Source organism: Alkanindiges hydrocarboniclasticus, from assembly GCF_001982605.1.
GTDB classification, from domain to species: Bacteria; Pseudomonadota; Gammaproteobacteria; order Pseudomonadales; family Moraxellaceae; genus Alkanindiges; species Alkanindiges hydrocarboniclasticus.
The window spans coordinates 21,969-39,545 of record NZ_MLCN01000016.1 but is presented as its reverse complement, the minus strand read 5'-3'; the positions used below and the strand labels follow the sequence as shown (position 1 = coordinate 39,545).

General features: G+C 47.5%; 15 protein-coding genes. 9 read left to right on the top strand and 6 right to left on the bottom strand.

Annotation, left to right across the window (positions count from 1 at the left end; genetic code table 11):
* Nucleotides 1-5: 5 nt before the first annotated feature.
* On the bottom strand, nt 6-2,159 hold the full coding sequence (fadB, locus tag BKE30_RS06835) for a fatty acid oxidation complex subunit alpha FadB (RefSeq protein WP_076877859.1): 2,154 nt from the start codon (nt 2,157-2,159) through the stop codon (nt 6-8).
* Nucleotides 2,160-2,504: 345 nt separating this feature from the next.
* On the opposite strand from fadB, the gene BKE30_RS06830 reads away from it, so the two are divergent.
* The 5 genes from BKE30_RS06830 (at nt 2,505) to pgsA (ending at nt 8,920) form a co-directional block, all read left to right on the top strand.
* On the top strand, nt 2,505-3,641 hold the full coding sequence (locus tag BKE30_RS06830) for a hypothetical protein (RefSeq protein ID WP_076877858.1): 1,137 nt from the start codon (nt 2,505-2,507) through the stop codon (nt 3,639-3,641).
* A 141-nt stretch (nt 3,642-3,782) separates the two neighbouring features.
* Nucleotides 3,783-4,691 carry a lipid A hydroxylase LpxO gene (gene lpxO, locus BKE30_RS06825; protein ID WP_076877857.1) on the top strand — a complete coding sequence of 303 codons (909 nt, stop codon included), beginning with the start codon at nt 3,783-3,785 and terminating at the stop codon, nt 4,689-4,691.
* A gap of 283 nt (nt 4,692-4,974) precedes the next feature.
* Nucleotides 4,975-6,801, top strand: coding sequence for an excinuclease ABC subunit UvrC (gene uvrC / locus BKE30_RS06820; protein ID WP_406564674.1), 1,827 nt, complete (start codon nt 4,975-4,977; stop codon nt 6,799-6,801).
* Nucleotides 6,802-7,078: 277 nt separating this feature from the next.
* Nucleotides 7,079-7,876: a thioesterase family protein gene (locus BKE30_RS06815; RefSeq protein ID WP_076877855.1), complete on the top strand. Its 798-nt coding sequence runs from the start codon at nt 7,079-7,081 to the stop codon at nt 7,874-7,876.
* Between the two features lie 459 nt (nt 7,877-8,335).
* On the top strand, nt 8,336-8,920 hold the full coding sequence (gene pgsA, locus BKE30_RS06810; RefSeq protein ID WP_076877854.1) for a CDP-diacylglycerol--glycerol-3-phosphate 3-phosphatidyltransferase: 585 nt from the start codon (nt 8,336-8,338) through the stop codon (nt 8,918-8,920).
* Nucleotides 8,921-8,990: 70 nt separating this feature from the next.
* Here the strand turns inward: pgsA and BKE30_RS06805 are convergent, their stop codons facing one another.
* The 4 genes from BKE30_RS06805 to recN all read right to left on the bottom strand — a co-directional run bounded on the left by BKE30_RS06805 (nt 8,991) and on the right by recN (nt 13,940).
* Nucleotides 8,991-10,787 carry an ABC transporter ATP-binding protein gene (locus BKE30_RS06805; RefSeq protein ID WP_076877853.1) on the bottom strand — a complete coding sequence of 599 codons (1,797 nt, stop codon included), beginning with the start codon at nt 10,785-10,787 and terminating at the stop codon, nt 8,991-8,993.
* Between the two features lie 211 nt (nt 10,788-10,998).
* Nucleotides 10,999-11,445 carry a Holliday junction resolvase RuvX gene (gene ruvX / locus BKE30_RS06800; RefSeq protein WP_076877852.1) on the bottom strand — a complete coding sequence of 149 codons (447 nt, stop codon included), beginning with the start codon at nt 11,443-11,445 and terminating at the stop codon, nt 10,999-11,001.
* Between the two features lie 89 nt (nt 11,446-11,534).
* On the bottom strand, nt 11,535-12,089 hold the full coding sequence (locus BKE30_RS06795; protein ID WP_076877851.1) for a YqgE/AlgH family protein: 555 nt from the start codon (nt 12,087-12,089) through the stop codon (nt 11,535-11,537).
* Nucleotides 12,090-12,266: 177 nt separating this feature from the next.
* Nucleotides 12,267-13,940, bottom strand: a complete 1,674-nt coding sequence (gene recN / locus BKE30_RS06790; RefSeq protein ID WP_076877850.1) for a DNA repair protein RecN — start codon at nt 13,938-13,940, stop codon at nt 12,267-12,269.
* Between the two features lie 242 nt (nt 13,941-14,182).
* Here recN and BKE30_RS06785 point away from each other — a divergent pair, with 242 nt between their 5' ends.
* The 4 genes from BKE30_RS06785 to BKE30_RS06770 all read left to right on the top strand — a co-directional run bounded on the left by BKE30_RS06785 (nt 14,183) and on the right by BKE30_RS06770 (nt 16,943).
* Complete coding sequence (locus tag BKE30_RS06785) at nt 14,183-14,620, top strand: secondary thiamine-phosphate synthase enzyme YjbQ (protein ID WP_076877849.1); 438 nt, start codon at nt 14,183-14,185, stop codon at nt 14,618-14,620.
* A gap of 137 nt (nt 14,621-14,757) precedes the next feature.
* A complete protein-coding gene (gene ppnP / locus BKE30_RS06780; protein ID WP_076877899.1) occupies nt 14,758-15,084 on the top strand; it encodes a pyrimidine/purine nucleoside phosphorylase in 327 nt (108 codons plus the stop codon).
* 216 nt (nt 15,085-15,300) lie between these two features.
* Nucleotides 15,301-16,050, top strand: a complete 750-nt coding sequence (rlmB, locus tag BKE30_RS06775; protein ID WP_076877848.1) for a 23S rRNA (guanosine(2251)-2'-O)-methyltransferase RlmB — start codon at nt 15,301-15,303, stop codon at nt 16,048-16,050.
* A 2-nt stretch (nt 16,051-16,052) separates the two neighbouring features.
* Complete coding sequence (locus tag BKE30_RS06770) at nt 16,053-16,943, top strand: DMT family transporter (RefSeq protein WP_076877847.1); 891 nt, start codon at nt 16,053-16,055, stop codon at nt 16,941-16,943.
* A gap of 3 nt (nt 16,944-16,946) precedes the next feature.
* On the opposite strand, the gene coaE is transcribed toward BKE30_RS06770, so the two are convergent.
* On the bottom strand, nt 16,947-17,552 hold the full coding sequence (gene coaE, locus BKE30_RS06765) for a dephospho-CoA kinase (protein WP_076877846.1): 606 nt from the start codon (nt 17,550-17,552) through the stop codon (nt 16,947-16,949).
* Between the last annotated feature and the right edge of the window lie 25 nt (nt 17,553-17,577).

The window sequence follows — 17,577 nt, the reverse complement described above, 5'->3', positions numbered from 1 at the left end:
GCTCCTTAGCCGTAAAATTTCTTGTTGGTGGCAGCCATGTCACGCAACAGTTGTGGCGCTTCATAAGCTTTGCCCAAATGCGCGTACTTGTCACACAAGGCCACGTATTCGGCAACGCCAGTTTGATCGATGTAGCGACATGGTCCACCGCGGAATGGTGGGAAACCGATGCCCATAATCATGGCCATATCAGCTTCATTAGGCGTTGCGACGATGTTATCTTCCAAGCAGCGCACGGTTTCATTGCACAGGGCAATCATCATGCGGTCAATAATTTCTTGGTTGTCAAACTCGCGTTTTTCACCAGTCACCATTGGCGCAATCAACTCATACGATACTGGATCAACTTTCTTGGCTTTTTTGCCTTTTTTGTCCAGAGCATACTGATAAAAACCAATGTCGTTTTTCTGACCCAGACGCTTGTTGTCATACATGATTTCAATGGCGCCCTTGTAGCTTGGCTTCATGCGGTCAGGGAAACCTTCCGCCATCACTTCAGCACCATGTACGCCAGTATCAATACCGACCACGTCGATCAGGTAGGCAGGACCCATTGGCCAGCCGAATTTTTCCATCACTTTGTCGATTTGCTGGAAGTCCGCACCGTCTTTTAACAGCAGGTCAAACGCACCAAAATAAGGGAACAATACGCGGTTAACCAGAAAGCCCGGGCAGTCATTGACTACGATGGGGGTTTTGCCCATTTTCTGTGCCAGTGCCACAGTGGTTGCCACTGCTTCGTCAGACGACTTGGCACCACGGATCACTTCAACCAGAGGCATCATGTGTACCGGGTTAAAGAAATGCATACCCACAAAGTTTTCTGGGCGTTGCAATGCATTGGCCAGACGGGTAATGGAAATGGTTGAGGTATTGGACGCAATAATGGTGTTTTCGCGTACCGATTTCTCGGCATCAGCCAGTACGGCTTCCTTGATTTTTGGATTTTCAGTTACGGCTTCAATCACGATATCCACATCTTTAAACTCGTCATAGCTTAAAGTCGGACGGATACGTGCAAACACTTCACCCATTTTGGCAGGGGTCAGCTTCTTGCGTTCAACCTGCTTGGACAGCAGGGTGTTGGCTTCTTTCATGCCCAGTGCCAGTTGCGGGTTACCAATATCTTTCATGATGATTGGCGTGCCTTTTACCGCAGACTGGTAAGCAATGCCGCCACCCATGATACCAGCGCCCAGTACAGCCGCCATGTTCACCGGATGTGCATTTTTTTCATGCTTCTTGCTGATTTTTTTAACCAGCTGGTCGCTCATGAACAAGCCAATCAGCGCGCCCGCTTGCGGGGTTACCGCTGCTTTGGCAAAGCCTTGTGCTTCAACTTTTAACGCTTCGTCACGGGTTAATCCAGCAGATGCCTGCAACGCATCCAGAACCAGTTTTGGTGCCGGGTATTGCGCAGGGTTGGCCTTGGCCAGAATCATGCCCTTAGAGCTATTAAACGCCATCATTTGTTCTAATGGGTTTAATTTCACCGGGTCCAGTTTTTCCTGACGCTTGGCTTTCCAGTCCAGCTTGCCAGCCAGCGCTTGCTTAACCAGATCAATCGCAGCATCTTGCAGTTTTTCCGGGGCAACTACGGCATCAACTGCACCGTCTTTCAGCGCCGCTTCTGGTTTTTTCTGCGCGCCAGTAGCAATCCACTCAACCGCATTATCAATACCAATCACACGGGTCAGGCGCACCGTACCACCAAAGCCTGGGAAAATGCCCAGTTTCACTTCTGGCAGGCCAACCTGTGCCGCAGTTGACATCACACGGTAATCACACACCAGACACAGCTCAAAGCCGCCACCCAGCGCAATACCATTAATGGCCGCAACTTTAGGAATGTCCAGGTCTTCAAAGCTTGAAAAAATATTGTTTACCGGGCCAAGCCATTCAGCAATGGCGGCTTCACCCTGAGCAAAATTGTCACCAAATTCAGTGATATCTGCACCAACGATAAAGCTGGATTTACCACTGGTGACGATTAAACCTTTGATATCGTTGTTGCCTTTTACCGCAGCAATCGCAGCAGCAAAGTCTTCAACGGTTGCACGGTTAAATTTATTGACGGATTCGCCTTGTAAATCAAAGCGGAATTCTGCTATCCCGTCCGAAAGCATTTGGACGGTAATGGCATTGCCAGAGTGGATCATGCCTAATCTCCTGTTTTTGGAGGACTTTTAAGGAACGTAAAACGCCTTTGCCGAATAATGCAACAAGGGCGGTAAAAAATTGCCCTAAGTTTACGCCAAGATGAGGGCAAAATGACAATAGATATTGCTTAGTTAATGACGCAATGGTCACGAATTGTTAAATCGGTCAAAATTTACATGACTTTTTAGGTAACGCTTTGTAAAATTATGAAGCAAGAATGAATAAGTAACTTAAATAAAAGGGCTATAGCTGTCGCCGAACTTCTTATTGGAAAAACAGTGCTAGTGAAATCCTTTCTAATTTATCGCATTGCATTATTTTTTTAGTTAATTTGAGATTGAAACATGAAAAAGCAACTGGTAATAACATCTGTTATGGGTTTGGCATTTGCTTTAACAGCGTGTGGCGGCGGTGGTTCTGGATCTAGTACTAGCCCATCTAAAACAAATCCCGTTGTTTCTAGTGATAATATTTTATTTGATAACAAAGATACTTTTTATAGTTATAAACTCGGTATTGATGAGACTACCACTGAAAAAAATACCTTTACCCGCAAAAATGATATTCTTTATCTAAAGACAAATCATGCTGCCACTGCAAAACAATATGGCTCCTACTTTTTAACACAAACTGAGCTTTATCAACCAGAAACGCCTGCAACAGTTAATTCTGCTCAGGGAATTCGCGACAGCTTTATCAAGTCAGCTACTGATGAGGAATTGGTCAGCACTCCTTATAATCCGCAAGGATATAAAGGACTGGAAATTACTACAAATTCTAAGATAATGAATTTAAAGGGTAAATTGATTGCGCCAATTCTTGCCCCATCAGACGCAGCATTTGTTGGCTTTTATCAAAATAATCCTGATTATAGTGATTTAAAATTATCACTGGTCTCTAAAATGTTAGCCGCTAATGATGTATTTCCTGAGGGTGCAAAATGCCGCCAGCCAGTAAGCACCGAATATAGTAAAAGTATGCTTGAGTTTCAGCCCAATGATGAAACTCAAGTGATTGCTAATGTACGCAATTTGCAGGAGTGGGCTAATCAGAACTTTGATGACGGAATATCAGCTTCAGCATTAGTGACTAGATATAACTGGGCAGGTTATAACTGGGGAGCGATTCAACTTAAAAACTATGATGCTCAAGGCCGTGTTCAATATATGTTTGCCATAGAGTATCAAGGTAAAGTTTATCATGCTCAATATGCCAGCGGTAAGTTGTTATTTAGCGACTTACTGACTGCTTACCAGCAATACCAATTGGCTCAGGGGGTAGCTCAGCCTCTAGTAAACAATATTATTACCAACCTGAAAACTAGCTGTTTAACTTACAATGACGTTGCAGCCAAAGCCATTGATGAGGCCATTGAAAAAGCTCAAAATACGTCAGTTGATTTGCCGATTAAAGGTGACCTTCCTGTATTAGATAATCCATCTGATGTGCCAAATTGCTATGGCAATCTAACGTTATGCTGATTAACCAAACAAGCAAAACGGACTTAATCGTCCGTTTTTTTATGGCTTGCGAATCAAGATATTTTTTTAAACATTGGTTAATCTTTAACTGCTAGTGTTAAAATTGCGCCAATTTTTAAGGCTGCTTTAAGCAGGTGCTGCATGATCAAGTGGATTATCCTGACTATTTTTATTGTTTCTGCTATTTATGTGCAGCGGCGTGGGCGGGTTAAACAACCCTTGAAACGCCAGATTCTGGATCACTCCACCATCATGGCACCGATTAATATCTGGATGTACCTGTTTTCCAGAGTGCCCAACCAGCCGTATATTGATGCCAAAACCAGTCATCTAGATGATCTGGCCGTGCTGGATGCCAACTGGCAAATGATCCGTGATGAAGCACAGGCGTTGTCAAGTCAGGGAGAAATCAAGGCGTCGGATACTTACAATGACGCAGGCTTTAACTCATTTTTTAAAACCGGCTGGAAGCGCTTTTATCTCAAATGGTACGACAGCCATCATCCGTCAGCGGCCGATTTGTGCCCAAAAACCACAGCTTTGCTAAAGACCCTGCCAACGATTAAGGCTGCCATGTTTACCGAGTTGCCACCGGGCAGCCGTCTGGTGCGTCACCGCGATCCGTATGCTGGATCGTTGCGTTACCATCTGGGTCTGGTTACGCCCAATGATGACCGTTGTTTTATCGAAGTAGATGGTGAACGTTATAGCTGGCGTGATGGCCAGAGCGTGGTATTTGATGAAACCTTTATGCACTATGCCGAAAATGCCACGGACCAGAACCGGATTATCCTGTTTTGTGATGTTGAGCGTCCGCTCAGTTCAAGGCTGGTGGCTGGTTTTAACCGCTGGTTTTCCAGAAATGTGATGACAGCAGCCAGCTCTCCCAATGAGGTGGGTGACCAGACGGGTGGCATTAACAAGGCCTTTCGCTATTTGTATCAGGTTCGTATTCGCGCCAAAAACCTGAAGAAAACCAACCGCCAATTGTATTACCTATTAAAGTGGCTGATTTTTGGTGGCATTTTTTATCTGATTTTCTTTGCCTGATTCTAAGGTTTATGGGCTGTAAAAAACCTGAGCGGACTTCATCCAGGTTGTAGCTCAGGTTTTTTTATGGCTAATGTTTTGTGGCAAAAATTTAAAGCCTGTTTTTGACCAAAAATTCTTTACCTACGCTTACGCGGGCATCATATTTTCAGGGCTAAAATAACGCTAGAGTAAAGTCTGATTCAAGCCATAACAATGCTGGATTTACGCTTGAATTTTAGCCATTTAACCTCATCTATAGGGGATGATAGAATCCTTGAACCTCCCCCAGTCCAGCGCCGATATTACTGCCAATATCCGTGCCATTCTTGCCAACTTACCGAACCTGCCCGGCGTATATAAAATGCTGGGGGCCAATGGTGAGCTCTTGTATGTGGGCAAGGCCAAAAACCTGAAAAACCGGGTTTCCAGTTATTTTGTCAAGACCATTGACCATCCCAAGACCCGCGCGCTGGTTGCCCGCATTGTGCATATTGAAACCATGGTGGTGCGCAGTGAGACTGAGGCGCTGCTGCTGGAACAAAACCTGATCAAGCAGCATCGTCCGCCCTATAACATCATGCTGCGTGATGACAAGTCGTATCTGTACGTGTTTGTGTCCAGTGACAAGCCTTATCCACGGCTGGCCGCTGGGCGCGGCAAAGGGCAGCATCAGGCCGGCAAGTTCTTTGGGCCGTATCCCAGTGCCACCAGTGCGCGTGAAACCATGCTGGTGTTGCAAAAACTGTTCATGGTCCGCCAGTGTGACAACAATTTTTTTGCCCAGCGCAAGCGCCCGTGTTTGCAATACCAGATCAAGCGGTGTCGTGCGCCCTGTGTAGGACTGGTGAGTCCGGAGGATTATGCACAGGATGTGGCGCATACTATCCGTTTTTTAAAAGGCGATACCCGCGAACTGAATCAGGAACTGATTGGCAACATGGAGCGTGCTGCTGAGCAACTGAAATTTGAAGAAGCGGTGTTCTATCGTGACCGGGTGGGTTTGCTGCGTGAAGTACAGGCACAGCAAGCGGTCTATAAAGTGAAAGGCGAGGCCGATATTCTGGCGATTGCCCAGCAGGCTGGCGTGGTGTGCGTGCAGGTAATGAATGTGCGCAGTGGCCGCATGCTGGGTGGCAAGGCGTTTTTTCCGGATCTGGCTTCTGCCTATCAGGAAAATGGGGATAGCCAAACCAGCACTGATGAGCAACTGGGCTGTATGCTATCTGAATTTATGGCCTCGTTTTATTTTCAGTTTGCTGATGAACTGCCAGAAGAACTCATTGTCAATATGGCGTTGCCCGATGCTGCCAGTCTGGAACAGGGTTTAAAACAGCATTTTGACCAGCGTGTGCAAATTAAAAATAAGGTGCGTGAAACCCGGGCGGAATGGCTGGAGCTGGCCGTAATGAATGCCGAAAATGCCTTGCATGCACGGCTGTCCAATCATCTGGAGTTGCGTGACCGTTTTGCCATCTTGCAGCAATTGGTCGAGCGGCCAATTGACCGGATTGAGTGTTTTGATATCAGCCATACCATGGGTGAATCCCCGGTAGCATCCTGCGTGGTGTTTGATCAGGGCGGCGCGCGCAAACGTGATTACCGTCAGTTTGACATCAAGGATATTACCCCGGGCGATGATTATGCAGCCATGCGTCAAGCCTTAACTCGGCGTTATAAAAAAGCGCCTTTACCGGACTTACTGTTGATTGATGGTGGTAAGGGCCAGCTGAAAATGGCCATGGAAGTCATGCAGGATTTACAGCTGGATGCCTTTATGATTGGCGTGTCGAAAGGGGAAGGCCGCAAGCCGGGGCTGGAAACACTGCATTTTACCGATGGCCATAGCATCCAGCTGGACAGTGACAACAAGGCCTTGCATTTAATTCAGCAGGTACGTGATGAAGCGCATCGGTTTGCCATTACCAAACACCGCGCCAAGCGTGATAAAAAACGCGGTGGCTCAGTGCTGGAAGTGATTCCGGGGCTTGGGCCAAAGCGCCGACGTGACTTGCTGACTCATTTTGGCGGTATACAAGGGGTGCTGAAAGCCTCAGAAAATGAGCTGGCTCTGGTGCCCGGTTTTGGTAAGGCGCTGGCGCGTACAGTGTATAAAATCCTGCATGAATAACCTGTTTTTAAAAAGCTTCCTGTCGTTGCACTGGCATATACAGGAAGCTTTTTAAAGCGATGAGCGAACAATTTTAAAGATCAGGTGAAGGCTTGCTCAATGAAGCCAAAAGACTAAAACAGATAAGCATTTGGCAGAATTTAAAAAAAGCCTGAACGATTAGGTCATATTTTTTACTATAGAAATGCATTATTTTCTCCTAAAACGGAACCCACGTTAGCCGCATCAGTTTGCTGGCTAGGGCGGGTTTTTATTTCTTTAAAAAACGGAGAGCGTCATGCAACTGGACCAATTACTGGCAAATGCCGCACAGCAACAGGACATCATCGTCCCGGAAACGTGGGGGCAGGGCCGTGCTTTGTTTGGCGGACTGGTAGCTGGCCTAATGGTTGCGCATGCCGAGCAACTGGTAAATGACAGCGCCAAGGTCTTGCGTTCTGCGTTTGTCAGTTTTATTGGCCCAGTGGCACCGGGCACCGCCAGCTTAAAGGCGCAAGTACTACGCACAGGCAAGTCTGTGACCAGCATTCAGGTGCAGTTGTTACAGGAAGGGCAGGTACAGTCTGTACTGGTGGCCAGCTTTGGTACTGGACGGGAATCCATGATTGATTTGCCGGGTAGCCATGCTGCGCCCGTATTTAAGGCCCCGGAACACTGCCAGCCTCTGCCATTTATTCCTGGCATGACCCCCGAATTTTTCCAGCATTTTGATGCGTTGTGGGCAGAAGGACAAATGCCATTTACCGGGTCAAAGCAGCCGGATTTTGGTGGCTGGATGCGGTTAAAACCCACCGAGCAAGTGGCCAATATTAATCTGCCGCATTTGTTTGTGCTGGGGGACATGTGGCCACCGGCGGTATTGCCGATGTATAACCGTGTGGCACCAGCCAGTTCACTGAGCTGGAACCTTGAGCTGATTCAATTGCCTGCGCAGGCAAGTGGCGATAGCTGGTGGCAGTATCAGGTAAAAACCGAATTTGCGGGCGATGGGTATGCCTATACACAAGCCAAAATCTGGGATGCGCAAGGCAGGCTGGTGGCGCTCAGTCGCCAAACGGTGACGGTGTTTATTTAAGGACAAGGATTAATTAGGGCAAAAGGTTTTGAGCTGATCCTTGCTGTTTTAAGAGGCGAGGTAAGGTTTTGTGTTCAAATAAGTGAGAAGTCCACACTCTTAGAGCGTATTTTGCTCATAAGACCAAGTTGCTTTTTTGTACAGCAATGCCGTTCACTCCTGCCTATTCGTGCGTAGCCTTCGTCTTGCTCAGGTGATGTGAGAACTTGCAGAATATATTCCTCATTCGCAAGAATCGCTACTGATCTTCGCCACTCAAGCATATGAGGCATATATGCCGCAAGGTCTTGCGCTCGGACAAATGAGAAGCATCGCTTCGCAAGACGAAGTTACTTTGTTATTTCCTCACCACTCAAGCACAGCTTTCGTCTTGCGCTCAGGTAGCGATTCTCAATCGCTACTGATCTTCGCTCATGATATGATGCGGTGAATTCCTTATTCCTTCTAGTGGATTTTTCTATGGCAGGAACGATTTTAAATATTCCTAACATTCTGACCATGGCACGGATTGCACTGATCCCTGTCTTTTTGCTGATTGCTTATTGGCCGCCAGCGATTGGGGTTTATGGGCATGAAGGAAGCTGGACACGTCATATTATTTTAACCAGCCTGTTTATTCTGGCTGCTGTGACCGACTGGCTGGACGGTTATCTGGCACGGGTGTTAAACCAGACCTCTGCCTTTGGCCGTTTTCTCGATCCGGTGGCAGACAAGCTGATGGTCGCGGCGGCACTGATTGTACTGGTGCAGTGGCAACCCACCATTAGCATGGCTTTTGCAGCCATTGTGATTATTTCACGGGAAATTACGGTATCAGCCTTACGTGAATGGATGGCCGAGCTGGGTGCGCGTACCAGTGTGGCAGTGTCTACCGTGGGCAAATATAAAACTGCCTTTCAAATGATCGCCATTAGCGTGTTTTTGCTGAACTGGAAAGCCATTGAGCCAGCAGCCTATATTTTGTTGTATACCGCGGTGATTTTAACCCTGTGGTCGATGATTATTTACTTACGTGCAGCGTGGCCGTATTTAAAAAAGCCTTAAGCTTATTGGTTAACAGCCTAAAAAACCCTGCATAGTCAGGGTTTTTTTAATAGAAAAATAAAGGCTTATCTTAAGCAGTAAGGTCTTCATCCGGATTAAGCGTACGGGCAATTTTTTCAATATTCAGGCTTTTGGCCATGGCATTAAAAATTTCTTTATATACTTGCGAGTTTTTATACAGCGCATGGTGCTCGCCATGCTCGACAATGCGGCCTTCTTTCATCACATAGGTGTAATCGGCATCAATAATTTGCGATAGGCTGTGCGAAATAATTACCACCGTGCGGCCCTGCTTAATCTGGTCAAGGCTGTGTTTAATTTGCTCGGTGGCAATAGCATCCAGGCTGGCCGTGGGTTCATCCAGAAAAATAATCGGCGGGTTTTTTAAAAACATGCGGGCAATTGCAATGCGCTGTTGCTGTCCACCAGAAAGTAATAGGGCATCGGACGCATAGCCTTTTTCCAGCGTCATGATTTGTTCATGGATTGACGCCTGTTGTGCTGCCTCAACAATTTCTGCCATGCTGGCATTCATCTTGCCGTAGCGGATATTTTCTTCAATCGTCCCCTGAAAAATATGATTTTTTTGCAGAACCAGCCCAATATGGTCACGCAGATAAGCGGTGTCCATGTCTTTTAAATCCACCCCATCCAGCAAAATGCTGCCAGAATCAGCCAGATAAAATTTATCCAGCAGGCTAATCAGCGTGGTTTTGCCAGCTCCAGACAAGCCCACCAGCGCGGTAATCTTGTTGGGCCGAATAGTCATGCTAATGTCTTTAAGCGCATGGTGACCATTGGGATAATGAAAATCCACTTGCTTAAGTTCAAACTGACCGGCAATGGCAGGCTTTTGCTGACCCGTTGGTTCAATCTCGTGATCTGCCTCCAGAATGGTAAAAAAGCTTTCCGAGTAAATCATGGCATCATTGATTTCATCATAAATCCGGTGCAACTGGCGAATCGGCGCTGAGACGTTGTTAAACAGCAGGACGTGATACATGATCATGCCAATACTCATTTGCCGTGTTAGCACAAAATAGGCAGTTAGAATAATAATCAGTACCACACCAATTTGTTCTATAAAGGTTTTTAGGCCATCAAACAAAAAACTGGTTTGCCGGGTTTGCATCTGGTTCTGGGTTAAGTCCTTTTGCAGGCCCAGTTGCTTGTCGGCTTCAATATTTTCACGGTTAAACGACTTAATTACTGTGATGGAATTGATAATACTGAGAATGCCCTGACTTTTTTGCTCACGGCCCTGACGTAGTTTGCGCCGCCAGCCGCCGAGTTTTTGTGCCTGTATATAGGTCAGCCAGAAGTACACCGGCACAATGCACAGTGCCACGGTTCCCACCCAGACATTGGCATAAAACATGAGGCCCAGTGCTACAATGGCACTGGTAAATAAGGGCAAAATATCAATAAAAAAGATTTGCACCAGCCGGGTAAGCGAGCCAATACCCCGGTCGATCCGGGTTTGTAGCTTGCCGGCCTGATTGTCATCTTCGGTAAAAAAGGTAAGGCGATAGGTGAGGAATTTTTCAATAATGTTTTGGGCCAGATCCTGCGATACCATAATACGCAGCCGTTCGCCATAAAATTTCTGGCCAAACTGCACCACAGCATTGACCACTTCCTTGACCAGCAGCACCGCACTAATGGTGATTAAAATATGCCAGCCCTGCGCCAAGCCTTGGCCAGCCTTGATTAAATGATTGATACTATCCACCGCATATTGCAGCGTGAGTGCATTAACCTGTGCGGTCAGCGAACCAATTAGGGTTAGGACAAGGGTGGCAATCACCAGCGTGCGATAGGGCCGCACAAAAGGTCTGAGCTTCTGAAAAAGCTGCCAGAGAGTCATGAATGGAGATTCAGCAGACTAAAAAGATAAATTCAGTGTAGGCGACAGGCTTGCAAACGCTCAAGGTAAAATGAGCAAAAGTTGCGAAAAACGACAAAAAAGCAAACGCTTAGCGACAACAAAATACAGGCTCAGCCAATGGTTTTGTTATTAATAATATTAAAGCCTACCAATGGAAAAAAATAAATAGGCTACAAACATCGTAAAAGCATTAAGGTGCAATACCCACAGATTCCCTAAACCAGCTTTCAATCAGCATCACGGCAGCCAGACTATCCGCACTGGTTTTTTTACCATGGCCTTGCTGTTGGTAAGACAACAACGTATTGCGTGCCTCGCGGGTGGTCAGCCGTTCATCCAGCATCCACACTGGTCTGTTTAGGCGATGTTTCAGGCGCCGGGCAAACTTGCGCGCCCGTGCTGATAATTCGGATTCGCTGTCATCCATATTCAACGGCAATCCTACTACACACAGGTCAGGCTGCCATTGGGCAATGATCTGTTCCAGCTTGTCCCAGTCGGGAATGCCGTCACGCATGGCAAACAATGGCAAGGGCTGGCCAGTTCCCGTCAGACTATTGCCGGTAGCCATGCCCATTTTCTGAGTGCCAAAGTCAAAACCCATTACTGTCTGCGGGTTGCCAGAGGAGTGAGTCATAATTTTTGTTTCTTAGGGGTATTGATGTAACTCAGGCATAGCCTTTGCCTTGCGCAGTGGTACAGCCGTGCTGCACTGATCGCTGTTCATCAGGCATGTCCAATATCAGGAGACAACCAGTTGGTATCCAGTCCAATTTTGGCGGCGGCGGCTGACCAGCGCTGTTCATACGGCAAGTTAAACAGCAGTTCCATATCTGCTTCACAGACCAGCCAGTCACCCTGTGCCAGTTCTTCTTCCAGTTGGTGCGGCTGCCAGCTGGCATAGCCCAGCATAATCTGGTAGCGCTCTACGCCTTCATTGTGAGCAATGGCTTCCAGAATATCCTTGCTGGTGGTCACACAGACATTTTCACTGACCGCAATGGAGGATTGCCACACCGGATTGCCGGTATGCAGTACAAAACCGGCTTCCGGACGCACGGGGCCACCTTCCAGCACCGCATGTGGCCGTACAATATCTGGACTAATCTGCAAATCAATCAGCAAGTCCTTGATTTCAATATGGCTTGGCCGATTAATGATTAAACCCTGCGCACCCTGATCATCATGACGGGCGATATAAACAATGGTCTGGGCAAAAAAATCATCATTCAGCTGCGGTGGCGCAATTAAACAGCGATGGGTTAAATAGGTTTTTGCCAAGATACGTGGTGCTCCTAAACAGTAGACCTTGCAGGCACAATGGCGTGCTGCCGATATAAGAGTTGTAATAAAAATAGATCGGGGTGAAATTGGCAAATACAAGGCTTACCGGCTGCTAAATCAAGCTCGCGCAGTCGCCACACAATCATAAAGGCTATGCAAAATCTGGCCTGCTGATCAGGAATGTTTCAGGTTGAGCAGGTGCCGTGCATGTTGCAAAGTGGTTTCGGTAATTTCAACACCACCAGACATGCGTGCCAATTCAATGATACGCTGTTCATCTTCTAACGCATAAATAATGCTGGAAGCCTGTTTGGTTTGCTGCTTTTCAACCAGTAAATGCTGGTCAGCCTGTGCTGCCACTTGCGGCTGATGGGTAATACACAGGATTTGCACATGCTTGCCAAGGTCACGCAGCAGACGACCCACAATTTCAGCCGTACCACCACTAATGCCGACATCCACTTCATCAAACACCAGCACATCAGCTTCAGTTTTTTCAGCATTCATCACCTGCATGACCAGGGCAATACGCGATAGTTCACCACCGGAAGCCACCCGGGCCAATGCCTGTGCGGGAATTCCTTTATTGGCAGTAAAATACAGTTGAATGTGGGATAAACCATCTGCATTGGGCTGGTCCAGCGTTTCAAAGCCAAATTCAAAATAGGCTTCCGGCAAGGCAAGCGGGCGTACCTGACGGGTCAGGTTTTCAGCCAATGGCGTTGCAGTAGCACGGCGTGCCTTATCCAGCGCCTGCGCCAGTGTCAAAAATTGCTGATGGGACTGCTCAACCTGCGCGGCCAGTGCTTCCGGGTCATCCAGTAGGTTCAGGCGATCCAGCTCGGTTTGCCAGGTTTCTGACAAGCCATTGAGTTCTTCCGGGGTAACCCGGTACTTGCGCGCCAGCCGGTGAAAAACTTCCAGATATTCATTCAGCTCGGTCATGCGTTCCGGGTCAAAATTCTGCTGGTCAACAAACTGGCGCAACAGGGCTACGGCATCCGTTAGTTCACTTTGTGCATTAATCAGGCGTTCGCTGACTTCGCCAAGCTGTGGCGAGCGACTGGCCTGACTTTCAGCCCGGCGGCTAAACACCGCCAGCTGCTGCATAACATTATTTTCCTGTTCATCCAGCCCATCCAGCAGGGCCGCGCAATCCTGCATCATGCTTTCAAAGTGGCTGAGACGGTCATATTCCTGTTCAAGCGCGGTATAGTTCAACGGGGCCAGCGGCAGGATTTCTTCCAGTTGGGCTTCCAGTTCAATCATGCGGGTTTGCCTGCTGGCTGCTGCGGCCAGTGCCGATTGTTGTTCTTTTAATAAATGCTGCCAGTGATGGTATGCCTGCCGGACATCATGCGCCTGTGCCTGCAAGCCAGTGTAGCGATCCAGCCAGTTTTTGGGGTAGGGGGGCTCCAGCAGTTGTTGCTGGCTATGCTGGCTGTACAGTTGTACCAGCAGCCGTCCAGCTTCCTTAAGCTCGGTCAGGCTGGAGGGCCGGCCATTAATCCATGCCTTGCTGCGGCCATTATTTAAAATCACCCGGCGTAAATGAATCTCACCATATTCATCATCCAGTCCGGCATTGTCATTGAGTTCCCGCTCGACCAGCCACACATCAATTGGGTCATTTTTTTTATAGTCAAAACTGGCAGTAACATCGGCTTTGTCAGTACCAAACCGCACATGCGCCACATCAGTACGTTCGCCCAGACAAACTGACAAGGCATCCAGCAGCAATGATTTGCCAGCACCGGTTTCACCGGTTAACACATTGAAACCACTTGCTAAATCAAGTGATAGCTGTTCTGCCAGCGCAAAGTTTTGTAATGTTAAATTGGTGAGCATTCAAACCCTTTATTTCATGAAATATGCTTGAATTAATATGCGATGAAGACATGATGAATCATGCTGATAGTACACAGCTTGCCAAAGCGAGAAAAGCCATTTAACCGGGTTTTTGCAGTTTTACCGGTAAAAGCGTGCCTAAAGAAACACAAGAATGCATCAAGTACATTTACGATGTGGCACGTTGCTTTAATAAAACCTTAAGCTTAAGGATTCTTTAAAATTTACAGGACAATTATGTCATGGTGCTATGGCTACAAAAAGAAATTTGCTTAAAGGCACGGCCACGTGGCTTTCATCTGGTTACGCATGAAATTGTGCAGCAATTACCAGAATTAGCCCAGTTTGAGGTTGGACTGGTGCATTTGTGGATTCAGCATACGTCGGCCAGTTTGAGCATTAATGAAAATGCTGACCCGAATGTCCGGCTGGACTTTGAGCGCTTTTTTAACCGGCTGGCGCCCGAAGGTGAACCTTACTATCGGCACAATGATGAAGGGCCAGATGATTTACCTGCACATTTTAAAAGTAGTCTGCTGGGGTGTGAGCTGACCATTCCAGTGCGGCAAGGAGATTTGAATATGGGCATCTGGCAGGGTATTTATCTGGGTGAGCATCGTAACCATGCAGGTTCACGCCAACTGGTTGCCACCATTCAGGGCCAGCCAAAAAGCGAATGAGTCGTTTTTTTATTTTAAAAACAAATTATATTGAGGCTGTCTTTATTGTACTTAAGTTGCAGAATATTTTGCCAAATCCTCTAGCGAGGCCACTTGTGCTTGCGCTAAACTACAGCGGTCTTTTGCGGAGTGACATGATGAATCCAGCACAATTTGATCAAGTGACGGTAATTAAAAAAGCCAACATCTATTTTGATGGAAAGTGCATTAGCCATACCATTCAGTTTGATGATGGCAGCAAAAAAACTGTTGGTGTCATTTTACCGACCGAAAAACCGCTGGTGTTTGAAACCCATGTTCCCGAGCGCATGGAAATCATTTCTGGTGAATGCCGCGTTAAAATTGCAGATCAGCCTGAAAGCGAACTGTATCGTGCCGGACAGTCTTTTTATGTACCGGGCAGCAGCCGTTTCTTTATTGAAACCCAGGAACCACTGGATTATGTGTGCCATCTGGAAGGCTAATCGCCCGCACACTTCTATCCTGCGATTTTAGGCCATTGCTTTATTGCTAATGGAATTCTGTTTTTAACGGAAAATTCCTTTCCTGCCTCTAATCAGCTGGTTGACCTGTAATCCTGTAGGGCATGGCGCTACAGGATTTTTCATTTCTAGTCGTTTCAACTTTAATCCCTTTTAATTCAAGAACGTACCCTCCGTTCTCATGTGCGCTGAACAATTATGGCTAAACCTGAATATCACTTTGGCTTGCATAGTGTGGAAGCTTTATTGCAAACCCAGCCGGAAAGCATTTTAAGTCTGTTTATTTTGCAGGGCCGCGAAGATAGCCGCCTGACGCAACTGTTAACGCAGGCTGCACCGCATGGCATCAGTGTCCAGCGAGCGAGTCGCGATACGCTGGCCAAACTGGCTGGTTCGCCACAGCATCAGGGTATTGTGGCGGCTGTACGTGCTGCGCCTAGCCTGAATGAACAAGACCTTGAACAGTTGATTGAGCATGAAGCTCAGGCTTTTTTGCTGGTACTTGACCAGATTACCGATCCACATAATCTGGGTGCCTGTATCCGTACTGCGGCTGCCATGGGTGTACATGCGGTGATAGTACCAAAAGATCGTGCGGCCGGGCTTACACCAGTTGCACGCAAGGTAGCCGCAGGTGGGGCCGAAAAAATTGCCTTTATTCAGGTCACCAATCTGGCCCGTACCTTGGCCAGCATTCGTGAGCAAGGCGTGCAGGTGATTGGAACATTGCTGGATGAGCAGGCCAAGCCGGTTGACCAGTGTAATTTTAGTGGTGCTGTTGCAGTGGTAATGGGTGCTGAAGATACCGGATTACGTCGCCTGACCCAAGCCCAATGCGATCAGATGGCTTATATTCCCATGTCTGGTCAATTACAAAGCCTGAATGTCAGTGTTGCAACGGGCATGGTGTTATACGAGGCCTGTCGGCAGCGTGGACAGGAAAAATAACCATGAGCCGGATTGCATCAACTGATGTTAAAAAAGGCTATGTATTATTATTGATTACCATGCTGATCTGGGGCAGCTTCACCCTGATGTCAAGGCTAGGGGCCAAGCAGGACTTAACGGCATGGGACATTACTGCCCTACGGTTTGCTACGGCTTTTGTGGTGCTAATGCCTATTCAGTTATGGCGCCGTGAGCTGAAATTTTTACTGGATAAACGCATTCTATGGCTGGCACTTTTAGGGGGTGTGGGTTATTCCTGTGCGGTTTATTCAGGTTTTAGCTATGCCCCCGCTGCCCATGCAGCAATCTGGCTTAATGGTTTTCTGCCGCTGGCAACGGCGATGAGTGCCTGGGTTGTGCTTAAGGAGCCTTTTGGCAAGGACACCTGGATAAGCTTGCTCTTTATGGCTGCCGGGCTTGGCGGCATGATGGCAGTCATGCAGTATGAAGGACAATTTTACCTATCAATCGGTGATGCGTTTTTTGTGCTGGGTGCAGCGCTATGGGGTGTCTATACCGTTTTTTTAAAGCGCTGGATGTTACCACCGTGGCAGGCAATGGCCGGTGTTGCTATATGGACAGCAATTTTTTACCTGCCGGTTTATGCACTATTTTTACCCAAGAAACTGGCACAGGCTAGCCATCTGGTGATGCTGGAGCAGGGCGTGTTTCATGGGGTATTTGTGGTGATTATTGCCATGCTTACCTATATTGGTGCAGTAGAGCGGCTGGGAGCCTTTAAAACCGGTAGCCTGCTGGCGCTCGCTCCATTTCTGGCAGCACTGGCTGCCGTGCCTTTGTTAAATGAACCCTTAAATCTTGCAATTGGCGCTGGCCTGCTGGGCATGGGGATTGGCGCGTTACAACCGTGGCGGCTGCTTCGAGTAAGTTAGTGCTTATTTATTGGCCTGAGCCAATTGCAGATACTTTTGATGTAAAGGCATCAACTGGCTGTACAAATGGACCAGATCACCATCATTGACCACAATATCGTTGGCATGGGTTTGACGTTGCAAGCGTGGCATTTGTACCTGCATAATTTTGGCAATAGCCTCAGCTGTCTGGCTATCACGCAGGCTAGCACGTGATAATTGCAAATGTTCAGGAACGTCAACTAACAAGACCCGGTCTACCAGTTCATGCTGCCTGCTTTCAATCAACAAGGGTGATACCAGCATACGATAGGGGGAGGTTGCATTATTGAGTTGCGAGATAATCTGTTGACGAATGCGGGGATGGGTAATCCCCTCTAGCGTAGCACGTGCCTCAGGATGATTAAAAATATACTGCCGTAAGGCCGCACGATCCAGAGTGCCATCCTGCTGTATTACCCAATTACCAAAGGTTTGCTGAATTTCAGTAAGCGCTGGTTTGCCGGGTTCAACAATCTCGCGGGCTACCACATCAGCATCTATAACAGTAATGCCTTGTTGGGCAAACCAGTCACTGGCCGCCGTCTTGCCACTACCAATGCCGCCTGTCAAACCAATAATCAAACTCATGATGGATGAAAGCCCTATTTTTTTC